The following is a 17,338-nucleotide window of genomic DNA, read 5'->3' as shown; positions in this document are numbered from 1 at the left end:
TTCAAAGTATTTACCAATAATACCATATTATAAGTATACTATTCAGCCACTTCCCAAACCGAAATCATCCGGTCGTCACTGCAGGAAATCAATTGGTTTTGATAGCTGGTCCACAGCAGTTTATTCACAGAAGTTCCATGCCCGGCGTGCCTTGCCCGATCAATGATCTTTTTAAGTTTAAAAGTAACAGCATCCCAGACTTTTACCGATTTGTCCATGCTGCAGGAGGCGAATAATGTGCGGTCGGGACTGAAAGTAATGTCATTGACCGCATATAAATGTGCTGGAATGTCTAAAACCATCCCATAAGCGTCATTTACATCCCAAATTTTGATGTGTGCATCCCGACCGGTTGTGAACAGATATTTGCCATCGGGTGAATACTTAACGGAAAATACCGAGTTACCATGCGACTGGATCGTCTTTTTTAACACAAAACCATCTAAATCGAAGATATTGACATTAAAATCACTGTCTCCAACGGCAAATTCCCGGGTCTCATGATTGATCGCAATGGTGCGGATGCTTTTGCCGGAAACTTTAATATGCTTCTGAACTGCGAACGAAGCAATGTCCATCACCACCACCACGCCGTCGCCCAGCGCTATTAATGCTTTGTTGTCAAAAAACTGAATGTCAAAAATAGGCGCAGTTGTGATTTTCGAGGTTTTTTCAATCTTATTTTCAGCAATGTCCAGCACCTGAATGCCTTCGTAATTTTGCCCGATCCAAAGTGCATTGTTCTCTTTTTCAAGACCCAGCGCATATACGGAAACGCCCACACGGGCAACGAGATTTCCCAGGTCGGGCTTGTTGAGATCCCACTGAATCACAAAACCATCGCCGCCAGCAGAGTAAAAGCCATGAGAAGTGTTGTCAGAAATAATTGTATAAACACTGTCTCTATGACCGGAAAAAGTATCTACTTTGCGAATGTTCATGCTTTACTTGAGATAGGGATTAAGCGCCAAAAATAGAAATTGTAAACAGAATTATTATGCCGCTCGTTCATTCCGAAATGATCGAAGAGTCCAGTACGCTGCTCCTTTGGAAGCTCACCGAAACTGAAACCGAGCTCAGGGGAAACCTCGGCAACGCCTACAATCCGGAAGAACTGTCAGCGGTTTCACACCCGCAAAAACTACGTGAATGGCTGGCAAGCAGGCTGCTGATCAAGATTATTGCCGAGCGCTTCGGGATCAACTACATCGGCACTTATAAAGATGAACACGGCAAAGCATTCCTCATCGACAACGACTCACACATTTCCATCACTCATACATTTGATTTTGTTGCGGTTGCCATAAATCCTCCGGCGGCTGTGGGAATTGATATGGAAAAAATGGACGCAAAACTGCAGCGCACTTCAAAAAAATATCTCTCGCAACCCGAATTCGAACACGCAGGCGACGAAATGGCCTTGCTATGCATGTATTGGTGTGCTAAGGAGGCACTTTATAAGCTATATGGAAAGAAAAAGATCAGTTTCAGGGATTCCATATATATAGAACCTTTCGACAAAGATGCTGTATCACTCAAAGGAAGGCTGACTGATACGGAAACGGTGGTAGAAGCGAATATAACCGTCAGATGGTTTGATCATCACTGCCTGGCGATCGCATTATAGATCGGGCATGTCGTCCAGTGTTGACTTCAGTATCTTCTCGATCTCCTTTATCTTTTCCTGCTCACTCGTTTTCTCGTAAGATAAGATCAGGTTACGCAACACCCGCTGCACGATTTCGAGATTGGTGCAAGGCTGGTAAAAAATCTCTTTGGACTTAATGTTAAGCTGCGCAATATAGTGGTCAATGTCTGTTTTGGAAAAAATGATTCCTCTGTTAAAGACATTAATATAAAATTGCGTCTTGTCGTTTTTGTAAGTCAGCACGAAAAGATTAGGCAAATTAACCCCATAAACGGGCATTCCGAGCTTCCTGGCAATTAAAAGATAAATCACGCACAATGTAATCGGGTTACCTCTCCGGCTTTCCAGCACCACATTGATCATGGAATTAGAGGGTGAATGAAAATTTTTCGTGTTTGCCGCGAAATTCATCACTCCGAAAAAAATACTGTTAATGCGCTTGATCTGGTCCACAGCATTCATTTCTTCCTGAAACTGGATCCATATGTCATAATAAAGCTGCTCAATGGTAGTCCGGAGCTTCTCCATGGAAAGGTCCGGATAATGGTAAGTTGAAATGATCCACATTCCTTCCAACAGATCGAGCGCACCGCCATTTTTCCAAGATTGCAAGCGCTCAATCATGATGCTGAGCTGCAATTCGTGGATCAATTCTTCAATTTTACGCTGCACAATCGGGTTGAAACTCTCTTCCCACTCAGTCTCAAGAAAAGGTATGACATTGCCTCCCAACGACAAGATTTTGCCCTCCACATGCTGGCTCACTTCATGATCTTCGTCATCAAGTAAGGATATCAGTGCTTTAATTTCTCTCTGGTTCATTTTCCTCAAATCTGCATTTAACAACCAACGGATAAATAAAAACATTTTTTTTTAATGGACATCAAATTTTCTACTTTTGCCCGGGAAAAAAGCTGGTTAACGGAGCGGATTTCGTTTGTTAATGCACGAAATTCTGTATACAAATGCACTTTTGAGCTTGTTTTTTCACATCATCTATACCACAATATTTTTTTAAATTAAGCAAAGAGCACATGAAAATTCTTGTTACGGGAGGAGCTGGCTTTATCGGTTCTCACACGGTTGTTGAGCTGGATAAAGCAGGATTTGAGCCAGTCATCGTCGACAATCTCTACAATTCAAATCCCGGCGTTCTGGAAGGGATTAAAAAAATTACCGGCAAGGATTTTCCGTTTTACGAGATCGATTGCAACGATTCTGAGAAGATCAGGGCGCTTTTTGAAAAGGAAAAATTTGATGGGATCATTCACTTTGCTGCTTACAAAGCCGTTGGCGAATCCGTTGAAAAGCCGCTTAATTATTACGAGAATAATTTGATTTCTCTTCTTGTCCTTTTACGCGCTGCACAGGAATTTAAAGTGCCAAATTTTGTATTCTCTTCATCGTGCACGGTTTATGGCCAGCCCGATGCCATCCCGGTAACCGAGAATACGCCGCGCAAACCTGCAAACTCGCCTTACGGCAACACAAAAGCGATCGGGGAAGACATTATCCGCGACTATGTGTATGCAAAATCAGGTGTAAGAGCTATTTCACTTCGCTATTTCAATCCAATCGGCGCGCACGAGTCCTCGTTGATCGGTGAGTTGCCAAATGGCGTCCCAAGCAATCTGGTGCCCTTTATTACCCAAACTGCCGCTGGCCTTCGCCAATCACTGACCGTCTTCGGAAGTGATTACGATACGGCTGACGGAACCTGCATCCGTGATTTTATTCATGTTGTTGATCTGGCGAAAGCGCACGTGAAAGCCCTTGAACTATTGGGTGAGCAAACGGAATCGGACTATTATGATGTATTTAATGTTGGCACTGGAGAAGGATATACGGTTCTGGATCTGATCAATACATTTGAAAAAGTAAATGGCGTAAAACTAAATTATACGATTGGGCCGCGCCGCGCAGGAGATGTTGAAAAGATCTACGCGCAGTCTGACAAAGTGAACAATGTAATGAAATGGCATGCCGAAAAAACCATGGCGGATGCATTGAAAGACGCATGGAACTGGCAATTAAAAATAACAGCTCAACAATGAAAAAGATCTTAATTACAGGAGGTGCGGGTTTTATTGGTTCACACGTGGTGCGCCGTTTTGTAAATTTCCATCCTGACTATCACATATATAACCTCGACGCCCTTACTTACGCAGGAAACCTTGAAAACCTTCGCGACGTTGAGAATGCGCCGAACTACACATTTGTAAAAGGCGACATCGTTGACGCTGAGTTTATCGACAAACTTATCAGCGAAAATGACTTTCACGGCATCATTCACCTGGCTGCCGAAAGCCACGTGGACCGCTCTATTTCCGATCCGATGTCGTTTGTCATGACCAACGTGGTTGGGACTGTAAACCTTTTGAATGCTGCTAAAAAAGCATGGAAAGATGATTTCTCAGACCGCCGCTTCTACCACGTCTCTACGGATGAAGTTTACGGTGAACTGCACGATCCGGGCACATTCTTTACGGAAACGACCAGTTATGACCCGCGCTCGCCGTACTCGGCTTCAAAAGCATCTTCGGACCATTTTGTCAGGGCTTATCACAACACTTATAAGCTGCCGGTTGTTATTTCCAATTGTTCCAACAACTACGGTCCAAACCATTTCCCTGAGAAGCTTATCCCGCTGATGATCCACAACATTATCCAGCAGAAACCGCTTCCTGTGTATGGAAAAGGCGAAAATATCCGTGACTGGCTTTTTGTGGAAGACCATGCCATTGCTATCGATGTGATTTTCCACGACGGCAAAAACGGCGAGACCTACAACATCGGCGGCCATAACGAATGGAAAAACCTGGACCTGGTCCTGTTGCTATGCAGCATTATGGACCAGAAACTGGGCCGGGAAAAAGGCGAAACTGAAAAACTGATCACGTACGTGACCGACCGCGCCGGGCATGACCTGCGTTATGCGATCGATGCCACCAAACTTTCCGAGGAACTGGGCTGGAAACCTTCTTTGCAATTCGCAGAAGGGCTTGAAAGAACAGTGGACTGGTATCTCAGCAACCAGGAGTGGCTCAACAACGTCACATCGGGCAACTACCAGAAATATTACACCGACATGTACTCGGAAAGATAGTCAGATAATTAACTTACGCTTACCAACGATCTTAAAATGAAAGGAATTATTCTGGCCGGTGGATCCGGGACAAGGTTGCACCCATTGACATTGGCAGTTAGTAAACAGCTTATGCCTGTTTATGATAAACCAATGATTTACTATCCCTTATCAATTTTAATGCTGGCGGGAATCCGCGAAATACTGATCATTTCAACCCCTCACGATCTGCCGCATTTTGAAAAATTGCTCGGTGACGGAAGCCGCCTGGGTTGCGAATTTACCTATGCCGTGCAGCCAAGCCCGGACGGACTGGCGCAGGCATTCATCATTGGCGAGGAATTCATTGGTAATGATAAGGTTGCCTTGATCCTTGGCGATAATATATTTTACGGCTCAGGACTTTCTCAGCTGCTTCAATCCAACAACAATCCCGATGGCGGCGTGATCTTCGCCTATCAGGTGCATGATCCCGAGCGTTATGGCGTTGTGGAATTTGACAGGGCCAATAATGTACTTTCCATTGAAGAAAAACCGGAGCAGCCCAAGTCCAATTACGCGGTTCCGGGTTTATATTTTTATGACAATGATGTAGTGGAAATCGCCAAAACGATCCCTCCTTCCCCACGAGGCGAGCTGGAAATCACGGATGTGAACCGGGTTTACCTGGAACGCGGCAAGCTGAAAGTAGGCGTTTTGAACCGCGGCACGGCATGGCTCGACACGGGCACATTCCAGTCGCTGATGCAGGCCGGGCAGTTCGTTCAGGTGATCGAAGAACGCCAGGGCTTGAAGGTAGGCTGCATTGAGGAGATCGCTTATCGCATGGGCTTTATTAATGCAGAACAACTGCGTGAAATCGCCAAGCCTTTGGTAAAAAGCGGCTACGGAACGTATCTTGAACGCATCGTTGCCAATGTCTGATTTCACGATCACATTGTGTTTGATTTAGAATCGGAATAAAAAAATGAAGTTTCTGGCAGAGGAAATTGAGGCGTATTCCGTAGCACATACGGAGAATGAGAATGCATTGCTGAAGTCTTTGAATCGCGAGACCCACGCGCACATTCTCAACCCGCGTATGCTGTCCGGCCACCTTCAAGGCAGGTTTTTATCAATGATATCCCGGATGATCCGTCCGGACAGAATCCTCGAGATCGGTACTTACACAGGATATTCAGCGTTATGTCTTTGTGAAGGGCTCAATCCCGGAGGGAAGCTGGTCACTATCGACATTAATGAGGAACTGGAAACTTTTACAAGACGGTTTTTCGAAAGTTCTCCCTTCGCAGATCACATTGACTACCAGATCGGTAAGGCGACCGACATTATACCAACGTTAAATGAGACCTTCGATCTGGTCTTTATCGACGCCGACAAAATAAACTATCAGAAATACTTCGATCTTTGTATAGAAAAAGTGCGAACAGGCGGTTTTTTAATCGCCGATAACGTACTTTGGAGTGGCAAGGTAATTCAGGACGATATCAAAATCGACAAAGACACGCAGGCATTACTGGACTTTAATAAAATGGTCCACGAAGATAGCCGGGTTTCCAACATTCTGCTTCCGATCCGGGATGGGTTGATGATCCTCCAGAAGTTATAGTACACAAAACACATTAAGCCAAGCATTTACAATTTATGGCCAGGACTTTCATTAAAAACATCAAGTACATTGCAGTTGCCTGGATGTTGCTGCTCACCGCAAAAAGCAACGTCATTGCCCAAGCTTATCCAGAAATTCCTTCCAGCATTTCATTTGGTGGAATTACAGTAAAGCTCGACCGGAGCGCCCAGGACATCATTGAAGAAGATGTGAAGAACCTGATGTCCAATAAAAAGTTTTGGGAAGAAAAAATGGACCGCGCTGTGCTCCATTTTCCTATTGTTGAAGGCATATTGATGGATGAAGAGGTTCCCATCGACTTCAAATATCTGGCCGTTCAGGAAAGTTCTTTCCGGCCGGATGTTGTTTCTACTTCCAATGCGGTGGGTTACTGGCAGTTCAAGCCAGAAACAGCCAGGGAGCTGAACCTGCGGGTTGATGATGATGTGGACGAAAGGAAAAATATAAGCGCATCAACACATGCCGCAGCCTGGTATCTGAAAAAGAACAATCAGCAATTTAACAACTGGGTTACTACGCTTTATTCCTATTATCAGGGTGCGGGCGGTGTAAAAAAAGTGGTTCCCGCTAACTGGGCATACGCACGCGAAGTAACATTGAACGGCAAGACGGATCGATACATGCTTCGCTTTTTTGCGCATAAAATAGCACTCGAAGCTGGGATTGAAAGATACAGGACTGCCAACAAGCTTGTGCTTTTGGAAGCGGATTATGGAAAAGGAAAAACATTCGATGAAATTTCCGCATCCCTTGGCGTTGGCCTCGCCGACTTGAAGAGTTACAACAGGTGGCTTACGGACGATAAAATTCCGAGCGACCGCGAATATCTGGTTACCATCCCGGTGCCCGTTGATCAGCTTGCTTCGGTTCGCGAAAAATTATCATTGCCACCACAGCAAACAGCTGTTGCTTCTGTTTATGAGGACACCGGTTATCCGGTTTTGAAAAAAAAGGCGGGAAACAATTCAGACCCGAATGGTCCTGAGCTGTATGAAATAAATGGTCTTCCCGGAGCGCAGGCACGCGCTGGTGACAAACCAAAAGCATTGGCAAAAGCGGGCGACATGAGCGCTCCGAAGTTTATGCGTTACAATGATATGGTTGCCGAAATGCCACTTATTCCAGGTCAGGTTTATTATTTGGCCAAAAAACATAAAAAAGCATCCACACCATTTCATACAGCCAGGCCGGGCGACACCTGGCACAGTGTGTCCCAGCAATACGGGATCCGTTTGGTAAGCCTTTTGAAATATAACCGCACAACAAGTCGTAATTATCCGATACAAACCGGTCAGGTTTTGTTTTTGACCAAAAAACGTCCTAAGAAACAGCCGATAGAAATTATCGCTCCGCCGCAACCGACGCCCGGCAAAAGGGATTCGGTTATTGCCACGAAAACCGAGGTTATTGCCGCTGCACCTGCTGCCAATGCGAATACAATTCCGGACAAGCCATCGGGACGCAAGAAATACACACCTGTTCTGGTTGAAAAGAAAGAGGAAACCGCCAGTGTACCAGCAACAGCAGCGCCTCCGGTCACTAATGCCCCGGTTGCAGCTGCGACACCTGCCGCCGCGAACATTCAAACAAATCCTTCTGTAAAAACGGCCACGAATGTGCCCGCTACTGTGCCAACCGAGCCGGTTAGCACTCAAGCAGGCGACCGCGTTGTGATCATCACACAGGACAATGCTGATACTTCTTTCAAATCATCGGAAGAGAGGCCGGTAGCCAGCTCAACTTCTCCCTCCAAGGTGGTTACACCAAATGATACGCGTGCAAGTTCTGAAACTTCGGTATATATGAAGCAAAGGGCTGCGGCCGAGGAAAAAGCAGCCAAGGACGCAGCTGCGACACCTAAAACCGCTCCTGAGGCAGAAAAAGCATCTTTCCACACGGTCCAATCCGGCGACACCTATTTTAGCATTGCAAGCAAGTATAACCTGACGCTTAGGGAGCTGATTGCCCTGAACAAAAATACACCGGGCAGATTGGTTGTAGGCCAGCGGCTTGCTGTGAGCAAATCGGCAACGGTTGAAACTGCGAGCGCTGCAACAACAAGAGAAACGCCTGCCAGCACGACGAAAGAGCCTGAAAAAGTAACAGTTACACGTACCGAACCAACGGAAACTTTCAAAACCCCGGAAGAGATCAAACACGAAATACGGACTACTGCGAGTTCAGGAGACGAATTTCATGTGGTTCAGGGTGGACAGACTTATTACAGCATTTCAAAGGCTTATGGATTGTCGGTAAAAGATTTGTACGACCTTAATGATCTGAATGAATCGTCGCGATTGAAATCAGGACAAAAGTTGCGTGTAAGAAAAGTAGATTCGGAAGCTCCGGCATCTACGCAAGCATCTGTCCCGCACCAATCAGGCACAAAAACGCATACTGTGGCATCGGGTGAAACCCTCTTCCGTATTGCTCAGAATTATCACACGAATGTGGAAGACATCAAACGATTAAACAATATGTCGGGAAATAGTGTTATGGTGGGACAAAAGCTAAAAATCCCGCAACAATAATTGATATGATACTCATCGAGAATACATGCATTAGTGATGACATTGAAGACCAGTTTTTTGTCTGCAACCTGGACAAATGCAAAGGTGCTTGCTGTGTGGAGGGAGATTCGGGTGCGCCGCTGGACGAGGATGAACTGGCAATTCTGGATGAGATCTACCCGCATGTTGAACCTTATCTGACACAGGCTGGTAAAGATGTAATTGCGCGGGAGGGAACTTACACCAAAGATTGGGACGGTGATTACGTAACGCCCATTATAAACGGAAAGGAATGTGCTTACGCGCTTTATGATGAACGAGGCATTTTGAAATGCGGCATTGAGCAAGCCTATAATGATGGAAAGATCACCTACAAAAAACCAATCTCATGTCATTTGTATCCGATAAGGGTTACTAAATACGAACAATACCATGCGCTCAATTACGATCGCTGGGAAATATGCAGCCCTGCCTGCAGCTTTGGCCAGGAATTAGGTGTGCCGGTTTATAAGTTTCTCAAAGATCCCCTCATCCGTGCTTATGGCCCCAAATGGTATGATCAGCTGACACGGGAAATAGATGAGCGCCGGGAAAGCCGGTTAAAAGAGAATGAAGCAGGGAAATGATTTTTTTACCGATGTATACGATGTAGTGAGGCAAATCCCGAAAGGCCGTGCTACTTCTTACGGCGCAATTGCCGCTTACCTGGGCGCAAAACGTGGTGCCCGAATGGTAGGTTGGGCAATGGGCAGCAGTTATACACAACACGGGTTGCCCGCGCACAGGGTTGTCAACAAGCAGGGTGAGCTGAGCGCCCGTCATCTTTTCGAAACGCCTACAACCATGCAGGAACGGCTGGAAAGTGAAGGTGTTGCCGTGAAAGACGATCGCATTCAAAATTGGAAGGAATGTTTCTGGGATCCTGAAAAGGAGCTCAATTGATAAAAAGGAAAGGCTCTTTATCCTGCTGGACAAAGAGCCTTTCCTTTTATGAACCTTATATTACTGCAAAGAGATCAGTTTCTCGCTGGTGCTTTGGATCTGCACTTCTTTTACCAATTTTTTCTTGTTGTAAAACAACTCGAAATAGTAAACGCCGTCATTCATTTCTTCAAGGTCAAATACACGGCGATATTTTGCATCTTTATCATTGAATACTTCGGAGTAGAACACTTTTCCGCCTTTGTCTTTCAATATGATTCTCAATCTTTCGTCGGCAGCTTTGTTAACGGAAAGTTTAACCTTGTTGGTTTCCTTCACTTTGTAAAGAGCAGCATCAAAAACGACCGCATCCGGAGCAGCTTTTTCTTCTTTGTTTTTCTTTTTGTCAGTTGTAAATGAAGCAAGAGACAAAGTAAGCGCCAATGCGCAGAACAGGTTTGAAATGTTTGAAATTTTCATGGCTAATATAGTTTTATAGTTATGACCGTACATCTGCACAGTTGACTATATACAAAAAAGGAATGTGCCAGTTTCATTTCCGAAGAAAACTCACCTGACACATTCCATTTGTAACAAACTATATTTCAGGAAGTTAAAAACATTTTTTAAAGAATTTTTAAGTCCCACTCACTTTTAAAAGCTGTTCATAACCGAACATTTCCGATTGAAACCGAACGAATTCAACTGAAAAATAGACGATCAGAAGTTGCATCACCCTAGATTTTATTTTTACCCCTGCTTTCGTTAGCGATCTTTTTGATCATGGGCAGGCGGCTTGCCGGAATTAAATGTTTATAATCCCAGAAAGCGGACACGCAAACGATTTTCCACTCACCATTGATCTTTTCCATCAGCCTTACTTCTTTGCTGTGGTGAAAGTTCTTTTCCATCTTATCACTATTAAACTGGTCCCAGGTGAGGTAGGCCACATTATCATCGAAGAACTTATACTTTACATTTTTCCTTTCAACAATCGGATGGCTTGAAACGGGCTCGGGGTTGTCCGCGATGTATTTGCCTATCTGCTTATTGATATCCTCCCAGCCTACGTTGGAATCGAATGTTCCGTCATTATTGCTCCAAGCCTGGAATGCGTAGTCTGTTTGCGCATAGTTTGCCTTCCATGCGTTGTAATCTCTGGCGAAGAATGATTTGGTTTCGTTTTCAATTACAGCGTTGATCGCTTTCTTTTCTTTTTCAAGATTAGCTTCGCGATTTGCTTCACGGTTAGCTTCTTCTTCCTTTGTCTTGTCTGTACATGAGACGCACAGCAAGACTCCTAATAGAAATACTGACAATGTTTTCATACTATAAAAGTTTAGTTTGTTAAAAACAATTTAACTCAACTTCATCTTTCAGTAAGCATCCATCAAAGGCGCGAAAGGGCGTCAGATTTATCAGAAAGTTAATATTTTTTTGTATAAATACAAGACATAAATCGGAAAATATGTAACCGATTTCAAAGAAAAAGACGATTAATAAGAGGAAATTTTACTTATCTCACCAACGGATTTGGCACATAACGTTTTGCCTTGGGATCGTGCAGTAACCAAAGCCCTATGAAGGTAATTAAACCATTGATAATCAATCTTTCAAACCCAAACTTGTAACCATTAAACCATTCAGCTGAATGATCGTTGATAATGTAAGTTATTATCGGCGCGAGAATGCAGACCAGCGGCACCCACTTGTCCTTTACAGGTCGTTTGAGAAAAGCTCCGAACGAAAACAGCCCCAGCAAAGGCCCATAAGTGTATCCTGCCAAATCAAACACCGCTGTAATCACTTCTTTACTATTCAGCCGGTTAAAGATTAATATTACCAGATAGAACACAACAGAAAAGCCGATATGCACCCAGAATTTGATGGATGAGCGCTGGGCCTCAGGTCTTTTTTCAATATTCATAAAATCAATGCAGAAAGCTGTCGTCAATGCCGTTAATGCTGAGTCGGAACTGGCGTAAGTCGCGGCTGTAATGCCCAGTAAGAACGTGATTCCCACAACCAGACCTAAGTGATTGAGCGCCAGCATCGGATAGAAATCGTCCGATTTGGCTGGCGTTGGAATTCCTTGCGCTTCCGCATATACGTAAAGCAGCGCGCCCAGGGACAGGAACAGGAAGTTCACGATCACGAGCACAACCGTAAACCAGAACATATTCTTTTGCGCCTCCCCTATGTTCTTGCAAGTCAGGTTTTTCTGCATCAGATCCTGATCCAGGCCTGTCATAACGATGGCAATGAAAACACCGGCAAAGAACTGTTTAAAGAAGTTTTTCGGATCGTTGGTATCCCAGTAAAAAATCTTGGAATAACCACTTGTCTGCACGCGGTTCCAGATGTCGCCGAAGCCATCCAGGTTCAGCTCATTAGACACAAGCACAATGGTCAGGATAACGGCGGTGATGAGGAAAAACGTTTGTAAGGTGTCTGTAACAATAATGGTCTTGACACCGCCTTTGAATGTATAAATCCAGATCAAAAAAATGGTAATCGCCACTGCAACTTCAAACGGAATTCCCAGCGGCTTAAACAATGCCAGTTGTAAAACCTGTGCAGCGACATAAAGCCTTACTGCTGAACCGATTGTGCGGGAAAGTAAAAAGAATCCGGAACCCGTCTTGTAAGACCAGAAACCAAAACGCTGTTCTAAATAAGAATAAATGGATATAAGGTTTAACCTGTAATATAGCGGCATCAGCACCGTTCCGATTACCAGATAACCCAGAATATAACCAATAACAACCTGAAAATAGGAAAATTGTATATTAACAACCGCTCCCGGAACTGAAACAAATGTTACTCCCGATAATGAAGTCCCGATCATTCCAAATGCCACGAGATACCAGGGCGACTGCCTGTTTGCAGTGAAAAATGTATTCGTATCCGCCCCTTTGGAAGTGTAAATGGAGACTGTAATGAGCATCCCGAAATACGCGATCAGGATGACCAAAGAAATATATGGATTCATTAAAGCGGGTTATTTGTGAATTTTAGCAGCGGATTAAAAGGCGCTTAAAACTTCCGTTAATCTGCGTTTTTGTTTAGATTTGCTAATCAAACAGAAATTTGGTTGTTATGCAAGCGCTTACAGACACTGAGGTAGAAATTCTGGATAAAACTGTAGAAACCGATCTTCAGAAGCTGGTTATCTACAATGATGATGTAAATACATTTGATTGGGTCATTGATACATTGATTGAAGTTTGTGGCCATACCAATGAACAAGCTGAACAGTGCACGCTGATCATACATTACAAGGGTAAATGCTCCGTTAAAGAAGGTGCATTTGAAGAATTGACCGGCATGCGTAACGAAATTTGCCGCCGCGGTATTTCCGCAGAAATCCACTAGTCTCACTCTCAACTTTTCCTATGAATTACCCCTCACGTCTTATTGAGGAAGCCGTAAGTGAAATCTCCCGTCTGCCGGGAATAGGAAAAAAAACAGCACTACGCCTGGCATTACATTTGCTTAAGAGAGAAGAGGAACAAACCCGGTCTCTTTCGGAGGCACTTATCAACATGCGGACCAAAACCTCGTATTGTGAAAAGTGTCACAACATTGCCGACGACCGGTTATGTAACATTTGCAGTAATCCCCGACGCGATAATTCGATCATATGCATCGTTGTGGATACGCGAGATGTGCTTGCTATTGAATCGACAAACCAGTATAAAGGCCTGTACCATGTCCTGGGAGGAATTATTTCTCCGCTGGAAGGCATCGGCCCTTCGGATTTGCAAATTGATTCATTAATAAAAAGAATAGAGCATCCGGAAAATGCAGAACCTGTAAAGGAGATCATTCTCGCATTGAGTCCTACCATGGAAGGTGACACAACCGCCTTTTATCTGCAAAAAAAACTAAAATCGACGGGTGTCAGAATGAGTACAATTGCCCGTGGCATCCCGATTGGGGGCGACCTCGAATACGCGGATGAAATTACCCTTGGGCGCAGTATCGTAAGCCGGGTGGCCTACGATTAAGACAACTAAACACTTTACCGAAAGAATGTTATGAATAGAACCGACTTCTTAAAGACATTAGCAGGAAGTTCACTGGCTATGAGCGCATTGTCCAGCCAGGCATTTGCAAACTCAGGAGAAGGCCTGCAAGTGGAAATGGCGCCTTTTAAGCAAGCTCCGCTGCCTTACGACTTCGGCGCATTGGAGCCTAGCATTGACAAAATGACCATGGAGATCCATTACGGCAAACACCACGCGGCTTATGTAAAAAACCTGAATGACGCTGTTAAAGGAACAGAATACGAGAAAAAATCGCTGGACGATATTATCAAAACCATTGGAAAAGCGCCTGCTGCAATCCGTAACAATGGAGGCGGACATTGGAATCACACATTTTTCTGGGAAGTAATGGGCCCTAAAAAGGCTGCTGCTCCGGCGGGACCTGTTGCGGATGCAATCAATGGTCAGTTTGGATCGATGGATAAGTTCAAGGAAGAGTTTGCAAAGGCTGCAACAACGCGCTTCGGTTCAGGATGGGCCTGGCTGGTTGCCAAAGATGGTAAACTGGCAATCGGCTCAACTCCAAATCAGGATAACCCATTAATGGACATTTCCGATTTTAAAGGAACGCCGATCCTGGGACTGGATGTTTGGGAACACGCTTATTATCTGCATTACCAAAACAAACGCCCGGATTACATTAAAGCATTCTGGGACGTGGTAAACTGGGATAAGGTTGCTGAGAAATTGAAAAAGGCATAATTGTTGGTCAAAACGATATAAGAAAGGGTTAACGATCAATGATCATTAACCCTTTCTTTGTTTGTAGCCGGTAATTTAGTTACAATAACTTCCGATAACCTTATATGCTTGCTGATAACCCAACTCCCCTGCCCGGCTCAAATCAAGGCAACCATCATTAACTTCGCCAAGACTGTTTTTCAAAATTCCCCGCAAGTAATATGCTTCCGGATAGTCCGAGCGCAATTTGATAGAGCTGGAAAAATCCATAACCGCACCCATCTGGTCGCCACTTGCCGAGCGGACCATTGCACGTGAGAAGAATGCTGTCGAGTAAGTTGGATTAAGCTCAACTGCCGTTGTAAGGTCCTGAATTGCACCCTTAACCTCTCCTACCTTCGCTTTGCTGACACCTCTCACAAAGTATGCCTCTGCCCGGTCCGCGCTTAGATTATCTATTTTAATATTATGCTGGACCTGATCTCTTAACGCGTCGAGCGTCTCACGGTTTATTTTACCCGCATATGCTATTTTTTTAGGGTCGCCGAGGTAAGTATTCTTCAATTCAATAGATGTAGAAAGATCGGCAATTGCACCGCGCGTGTCATTGAGCTTACCTTTGGCATAACCTCTTCCGTAAAATGCCTGGTAATTTTCCGCATTCAATTGGATCGTTTTATCAAAATCAATTACCGCTCCCTGAAAGTCTTCCAGCTTATTCTTGGCAAAACCTCTCTTTTCATAAAATTCACTTTCGTTGGGACTTAGCTCAATGGCCCGTGTGAAATCCGCGACAGCTCCCTGGAAATCGCCTAATTCTATTTTCGCCAATCCCCGGCCGGCATATGCGCCTGTTCTTTTAGGGCTTAACTCAATTACTCTTGTAAAATCTGCAAGGCTTCCGGCATACTCCTGCAAATCCTGCTTGCAGTTTCCCCTCGCATACAAGGCCGCAAGCTCGTCGGGATTCAGCGATAATGCTTTGTCCAGGTCCGTGAGCGCGCTTCTGTGTTTCTTTAGTTTGGCATAGCTTACGCCTCGATTGTAGTATATCTTCGGGTCTTCGGCATTCAGTTCCAGTGCTTTGGAATAATCCTCAATCGCCGACGAGAAATCATCTTGCAAGCTTTTGCTTACGCCCCTGCTTTGGTAATAAAGCGGTTCTTTGGGATTAAGCTCAATAGCGCGGTTATAATCCTGAATGGCTCCTCTAAAATCTTTTAGATTTGCCTTGGCCAGACCACGGTTGAAAAAGCTTGGCGCATGCTCCGGACTCATTGAAATTACCGTAGAATAAGCTTGCAAGGCACCATTAAAATCGCCGGTCCCGGCCCTCGTATTACCTTCTTCAAAAAATTCCGCAGCCGATCGTTGAGCAAAAGTGGAGTCAGGCAAAAAAATCACAAAGAGGGAAATTAGACCAAAAAATAAAACTTTCATGAATGTAAACCGTTTCCTCAAATCAAAATGTGTTTTTATTATCCTATAAAAGTATTCAAATTCCTACTACGCATCAAAAAAACAAATGCCCTATTTTTCGAATACAGTTTTTAAAGATGGTTTATGAGAATATGGTTACTTTTACCCTATCAACTGTCCGCCAGGACATTACTTTTTTTCATTAATCCACACCATTATGAACGCCAATACAAGAAAGTTTTTTCTCATCGTTTTGCTAATTGTAGCCGCAGCAGCAGTTTATTATTCATTTGTCAAACCGATTGATAACAAGGAGAATAATGTTGCAGGAGCCTTGCCGGTGCCAGCGGAAAATTCCTCGGTATATCTGTCCGAACTCAGAGACCTGGAAGGCAAACCCGTCGCGATGGATGAAAATAAGCTGGTGTTTTTAAATGTCTGGGCAACCTGGTGCGGCCCTTGCAATATGGAAATGCCGGGCATTCAAAAGCTTTATGATAAATATAAAACGCACGAAAAAGTATCATTTTACATTATTTCAGACGAAGATGCTGAGACGGTAAACCCATTCATTGCACGCAAAGGCTACAATCTGCCATTTTATCAATTTGCCGGCGCTTATCCTCCGGCATTAGACGGCAATGCAATTCCCAGAACTTACATTATTTACAAAGGGAAAATATTGGTTGAAGAAGTAGGCGCTTCACAATGGGACAGACCCGAAATTGTGGATCTGATTGAAAAGCAACTTGCTGAAATCTAGGACGAAAAGAACATAAAAAAAGCGCTGATCAAATCGACCAGCGCTTTTTTTATATTTTCAATTCCTTATTCAACGATGAATGTTCCTTTCATCAAAGCATAGTGACCTGGGAAACTGCAGATGTAAGTGTAAGTTCCTTTTGCAGGTGCAGTAAACTCCACTGTGTCGCTTTCTCCGCCGCCAACAAGTTTGGTATGCGCGATGATGCTGGCTTCTTCAGACTTAGGAATGTATTCTGTTTCTCTCGCAGCAGCAGCTTTCGATCCAAATGCAGCAACGTCAGTTCCTGGCTTCAACAAAACCCAGTTGTGGCCCATTGCAGCCTTTGCAAGTTTACCAGAGTGTGTCAAAGTAAGCTTCACCTTTTGACCAGCCTTCACTTTGATTTCTTTAAGGTCAAATTGCATTGCATCACTTCCTTTTATAACGATGGTTTTAGCTTGTTTCACATCGCTAACCACAGCTTTGGCAGGCAATTTAGCCTCAGCAGTGTTCATTGTAACAGCTCCGAAAGCCAAAACTGAGGCAAGAAGCATTACGCCATACTTCGTCGTTTTCATATTAAGAGTATTAGTAAACTTGTTTGTTTGAAATTAACTGGTGCAATTTACGACGCGGTATTTAAAAAAAAC

The 17,338-nt window shown here is 44.2% G+C and carries 19 protein-coding genes; 12 read left to right on the top strand and 7 right to left on the bottom strand.

Features of this window, described 5'->3' with window-relative positions; all coding sequences use genetic code 11:
- Positions 1-38: 38 nt before the first annotated feature.
- Positions 39-941: a WD40 repeat domain-containing protein gene (locus tag B5X68_RS17840; RefSeq protein ID WP_082216096.1), complete on the bottom strand. Its 903-nt coding sequence runs from the start codon at positions 939-941 to the stop codon at positions 39-41.
- A gap of 56 nt (positions 942-997) precedes the next feature.
- Between B5X68_RS17840 and B5X68_RS17835 the strand changes: the two genes are divergently transcribed.
- Positions 998-1,627, top strand: a complete 630-nt coding sequence (locus B5X68_RS17835) for a 4'-phosphopantetheinyl transferase family protein (protein ID WP_082216095.1) — start codon at positions 998-1,000, stop codon at positions 1,625-1,627.
- On the opposite strand, the gene B5X68_RS17830 is transcribed toward B5X68_RS17835, so the two are convergent.
- On the bottom strand, positions 1,622-2,470 hold the full coding sequence (locus tag B5X68_RS17830) for a transglutaminase-like domain-containing protein (RefSeq protein ID WP_082216176.1): 849 nt from the start codon (positions 2,468-2,470) through the stop codon (positions 1,622-1,624). The two genes, B5X68_RS17835 and B5X68_RS17830, sit on opposite strands and share 6 nt — an antisense overlap.
- Positions 2,471-2,682: 212 nt before the next feature.
- Here B5X68_RS17830 and galE point away from each other — a divergent pair, with 212 nt between their 5' ends.
- The 7 genes from galE to B5X68_RS17795 are packed head-to-tail and all read left to right on the top strand — an operon-like array spanning position 2,683 to position 9,815.
- Positions 2,683-3,702 carry a UDP-glucose 4-epimerase GalE gene (galE, locus tag B5X68_RS17825; protein ID WP_082216094.1) on the top strand — a complete coding sequence of 340 codons (1,020 nt, stop codon included), beginning with the start codon at positions 2,683-2,685 and terminating at the stop codon, positions 3,700-3,702.
- Positions 3,699-4,754: a dTDP-glucose 4,6-dehydratase gene (gene rfbB / locus B5X68_RS17820; protein ID WP_082216175.1), complete on the top strand. Its 1,056-nt coding sequence runs from the start codon at positions 3,699-3,701 to the stop codon at positions 4,752-4,754. The genes galE and rfbB overlap by 4 nt, the downstream gene beginning before the upstream one ends.
- A gap of 36 nt (positions 4,755-4,790) precedes the next feature.
- Complete coding sequence (gene rfbA, locus B5X68_RS17815) at positions 4,791-5,657, top strand: glucose-1-phosphate thymidylyltransferase RfbA (RefSeq protein WP_082216093.1); 867 nt, start codon at positions 4,791-4,793, stop codon at positions 5,655-5,657.
- A 43-nt stretch (positions 5,658-5,700) separates the two neighbouring features.
- Positions 5,701-6,342, top strand: a complete 642-nt coding sequence (locus B5X68_RS17810) for an O-methyltransferase (protein ID WP_082216092.1) — start codon at positions 5,701-5,703, stop codon at positions 6,340-6,342.
- Between the two features lie 35 nt (positions 6,343-6,377).
- Positions 6,378-8,894, top strand: coding sequence for a LysM peptidoglycan-binding domain-containing protein (locus B5X68_RS17805; RefSeq protein WP_082216091.1), 2,517 nt, complete (start codon positions 6,378-6,380; stop codon positions 8,892-8,894).
- A gap of 5 nt (positions 8,895-8,899) precedes the next feature.
- Positions 8,900-9,499 (top strand): DUF3109 family protein, encoded by a 600-nt coding sequence (locus tag B5X68_RS17800; protein WP_082216090.1) that lies wholly within the window; start codon positions 8,900-8,902, stop codon positions 9,497-9,499.
- Positions 9,483-9,815: an MGMT family protein gene (locus B5X68_RS17795; protein ID WP_082216089.1), complete on the top strand. Its 333-nt coding sequence runs from the start codon at positions 9,483-9,485 to the stop codon at positions 9,813-9,815. The genes B5X68_RS17800 and B5X68_RS17795 overlap by 17 nt, the downstream gene beginning before the upstream one ends.
- A 60-nt stretch (positions 9,816-9,875) precedes the next feature.
- Here B5X68_RS17795 and B5X68_RS17790 read toward each other — a convergent pair whose 3' ends face one another.
- From B5X68_RS17790 to B5X68_RS17780, 3 genes are all read right to left on the bottom strand, one after another.
- Positions 9,876-10,274, bottom strand: a complete 399-nt coding sequence (locus B5X68_RS17790) for a hypothetical protein (protein WP_170916674.1) — start codon at positions 10,272-10,274, stop codon at positions 9,876-9,878.
- A 257-nt stretch (positions 10,275-10,531) separates the two neighbouring features.
- Positions 10,532-11,122, bottom strand: coding sequence for a hypothetical protein (locus B5X68_RS17785; RefSeq protein WP_082216088.1), 591 nt, complete (start codon positions 11,120-11,122; stop codon positions 10,532-10,534).
- A 188-nt stretch (positions 11,123-11,310) separates the two neighbouring features.
- Positions 11,311-12,786 (bottom strand): sodium:solute symporter, encoded by a 1,476-nt coding sequence (locus B5X68_RS17780; RefSeq protein ID WP_082216087.1) that lies wholly within the window; start codon positions 12,784-12,786, stop codon positions 11,311-11,313.
- A gap of 107 nt (positions 12,787-12,893) precedes the next feature.
- On the opposite strand from B5X68_RS17780, the gene B5X68_RS17775 reads away from it, so the two are divergent.
- The 3 genes from B5X68_RS17775 to B5X68_RS17765 are packed head-to-tail and all read left to right on the top strand — an operon-like array spanning position 12,894 to position 14,545.
- On the top strand, positions 12,894-13,169 hold the full coding sequence (locus B5X68_RS17775; RefSeq protein ID WP_082216086.1) for an ATP-dependent Clp protease adaptor ClpS: 276 nt from the start codon (positions 12,894-12,896) through the stop codon (positions 13,167-13,169).
- Positions 13,170-13,189: 20 nt separating this feature from the next.
- Entirely contained in the window at positions 13,190-13,804 is a 615-nt protein-coding gene (gene recR / locus B5X68_RS17770) for a recombination mediator RecR (protein ID WP_082216085.1), read from the top strand.
- A 30-nt stretch (positions 13,805-13,834) separates the two neighbouring features.
- Positions 13,835-14,545 carry a superoxide dismutase gene (locus B5X68_RS17765; protein WP_082216084.1) on the top strand — a complete coding sequence of 237 codons (711 nt, stop codon included), beginning with the start codon at positions 13,835-13,837 and terminating at the stop codon, positions 14,543-14,545.
- 75 nt (positions 14,546-14,620) lie between these two features.
- On the opposite strand, the gene B5X68_RS17760 is transcribed toward B5X68_RS17765, so the two are convergent.
- Positions 14,621-15,964, bottom strand: a complete 1,344-nt coding sequence (locus B5X68_RS17760; protein WP_229208466.1) for a tetratricopeptide repeat protein — start codon at positions 15,962-15,964, stop codon at positions 14,621-14,623.
- A gap of 196 nt (positions 15,965-16,160) precedes the next feature.
- Between B5X68_RS17760 and B5X68_RS17755 the strand changes: the two genes are divergently transcribed.
- On the top strand, positions 16,161-16,706 hold the full coding sequence (locus B5X68_RS17755) for a TlpA family protein disulfide reductase (protein ID WP_082216083.1): 546 nt from the start codon (positions 16,161-16,163) through the stop codon (positions 16,704-16,706).
- A 65-nt stretch (positions 16,707-16,771) separates the two neighbouring features.
- Here B5X68_RS17755 and azu read toward each other — a convergent pair whose 3' ends face one another.
- On the bottom strand, positions 16,772-17,266 hold the full coding sequence (gene azu / locus B5X68_RS17750) for an azurin (protein ID WP_082216082.1): 495 nt from the start codon (positions 17,264-17,266) through the stop codon (positions 16,772-16,774).
- Positions 17,267-17,338 lie beyond the last annotated feature (72 nt).

It is taken from the genome of Dyadobacter psychrophilus, assembly GCF_900167945.1.
Lineage (GTDB): Bacteria > Bacteroidota > Bacteroidia > Cytophagales > Spirosomataceae > Dyadobacter > Dyadobacter psychrophilus.
The sequence above is the reverse complement of the archived record's forward strand: the minus strand, read 5'-3'. Positions and strand labels throughout refer to the sequence as shown.

Excerpts from the sequence above, each read along its gene's own strand:
- recR (WP_082216085.1), top strand. The coding sequence starts at position 13,190 with ATGAATTACCCCTCACGTCTTATTGAGGAAGCCGTAAGTGAAATCTCC.
- galE (WP_082216094.1), top strand. The coding sequence starts at position 2,683 with ATGAAAATTCTTGTTACGGGAGGAGCTGGCTTTATCGGTTCTCACACG.
- B5X68_RS17835 (WP_082216095.1), top strand. The coding sequence starts at position 998 with ATGCCGCTCGTTCATTCCGAAATGATCGAAGAGTCCAGTACGCTGCTC.
- azu (WP_082216082.1), bottom strand. The coding sequence starts at position 17,266 with ATGAAAACGACGAAGTATGGCGTAATGCTTCTTGCCTCAGTTTTGGCT.
- B5X68_RS17780 (WP_082216087.1), bottom strand. The coding sequence starts at position 12,786 with ATGAATCCATATATTTCTTTGGTCATCCTGATCGCGTATTTCGGGATG.
- rfbA (WP_082216093.1), top strand. The coding sequence starts at position 4,791 with ATGAAAGGAATTATTCTGGCCGGTGGATCCGGGACAAGGTTGCACCCA.
- B5X68_RS17800 (WP_082216090.1), top strand. The coding sequence starts at position 8,900 with ATGATACTCATCGAGAATACATGCATTAGTGATGACATTGAAGACCAG.
- B5X68_RS17775 (WP_082216086.1), top strand. The coding sequence starts at position 12,894 with ATGCAAGCGCTTACAGACACTGAGGTAGAAATTCTGGATAAAACTGTA.
- B5X68_RS17810 (WP_082216092.1), top strand. The coding sequence starts at position 5,701 with ATGAAGTTTCTGGCAGAGGAAATTGAGGCGTATTCCGTAGCACATACG.
- B5X68_RS17755 (WP_082216083.1), top strand. The coding sequence starts at position 16,161 with ATGAACGCCAATACAAGAAAGTTTTTTCTCATCGTTTTGCTAATTGTA.
- B5X68_RS17795 (WP_082216089.1), top strand. The coding sequence starts at position 9,483 with ATGAAGCAGGGAAATGATTTTTTTACCGATGTATACGATGTAGTGAGG.
- B5X68_RS17765 (WP_082216084.1), top strand. The coding sequence starts at position 13,835 with ATGAATAGAACCGACTTCTTAAAGACATTAGCAGGAAGTTCACTGGCT.
- rfbB (WP_082216175.1), top strand. The coding sequence starts at position 3,699 with ATGAAAAAGATCTTAATTACAGGAGGTGCGGGTTTTATTGGTTCACAC.
- B5X68_RS17805 (WP_082216091.1), top strand. The coding sequence starts at position 6,378 with ATGGCCAGGACTTTCATTAAAAACATCAAGTACATTGCAGTTGCCTGG.
- B5X68_RS17830 (WP_082216176.1), bottom strand. The coding sequence starts at position 2,470 with ATGAACCAGAGAGAAATTAAAGCACTGATATCCTTACTTGATGACGAA.
- B5X68_RS17760 (WP_229208466.1), bottom strand. The coding sequence starts at position 15,964 with ATGAAAGTTTTATTTTTTGGTCTAATTTCCCTCTTTGTGATTTTTTTG.
- B5X68_RS17785 (WP_082216088.1), bottom strand. The coding sequence starts at position 11,122 with ATGAAAACATTGTCAGTATTTCTATTAGGAGTCTTGCTGTGCGTCTCA.
- B5X68_RS17790 (WP_170916674.1), bottom strand. The coding sequence starts at position 10,274 with ATGAAAATTTCAAACATTTCAAACCTGTTCTGCGCATTGGCGCTTACT.
- B5X68_RS17840 (WP_082216096.1), bottom strand. The coding sequence starts at position 941 with ATGAACATTCGCAAAGTAGATACTTTTTCCGGTCATAGAGACAGTGTT.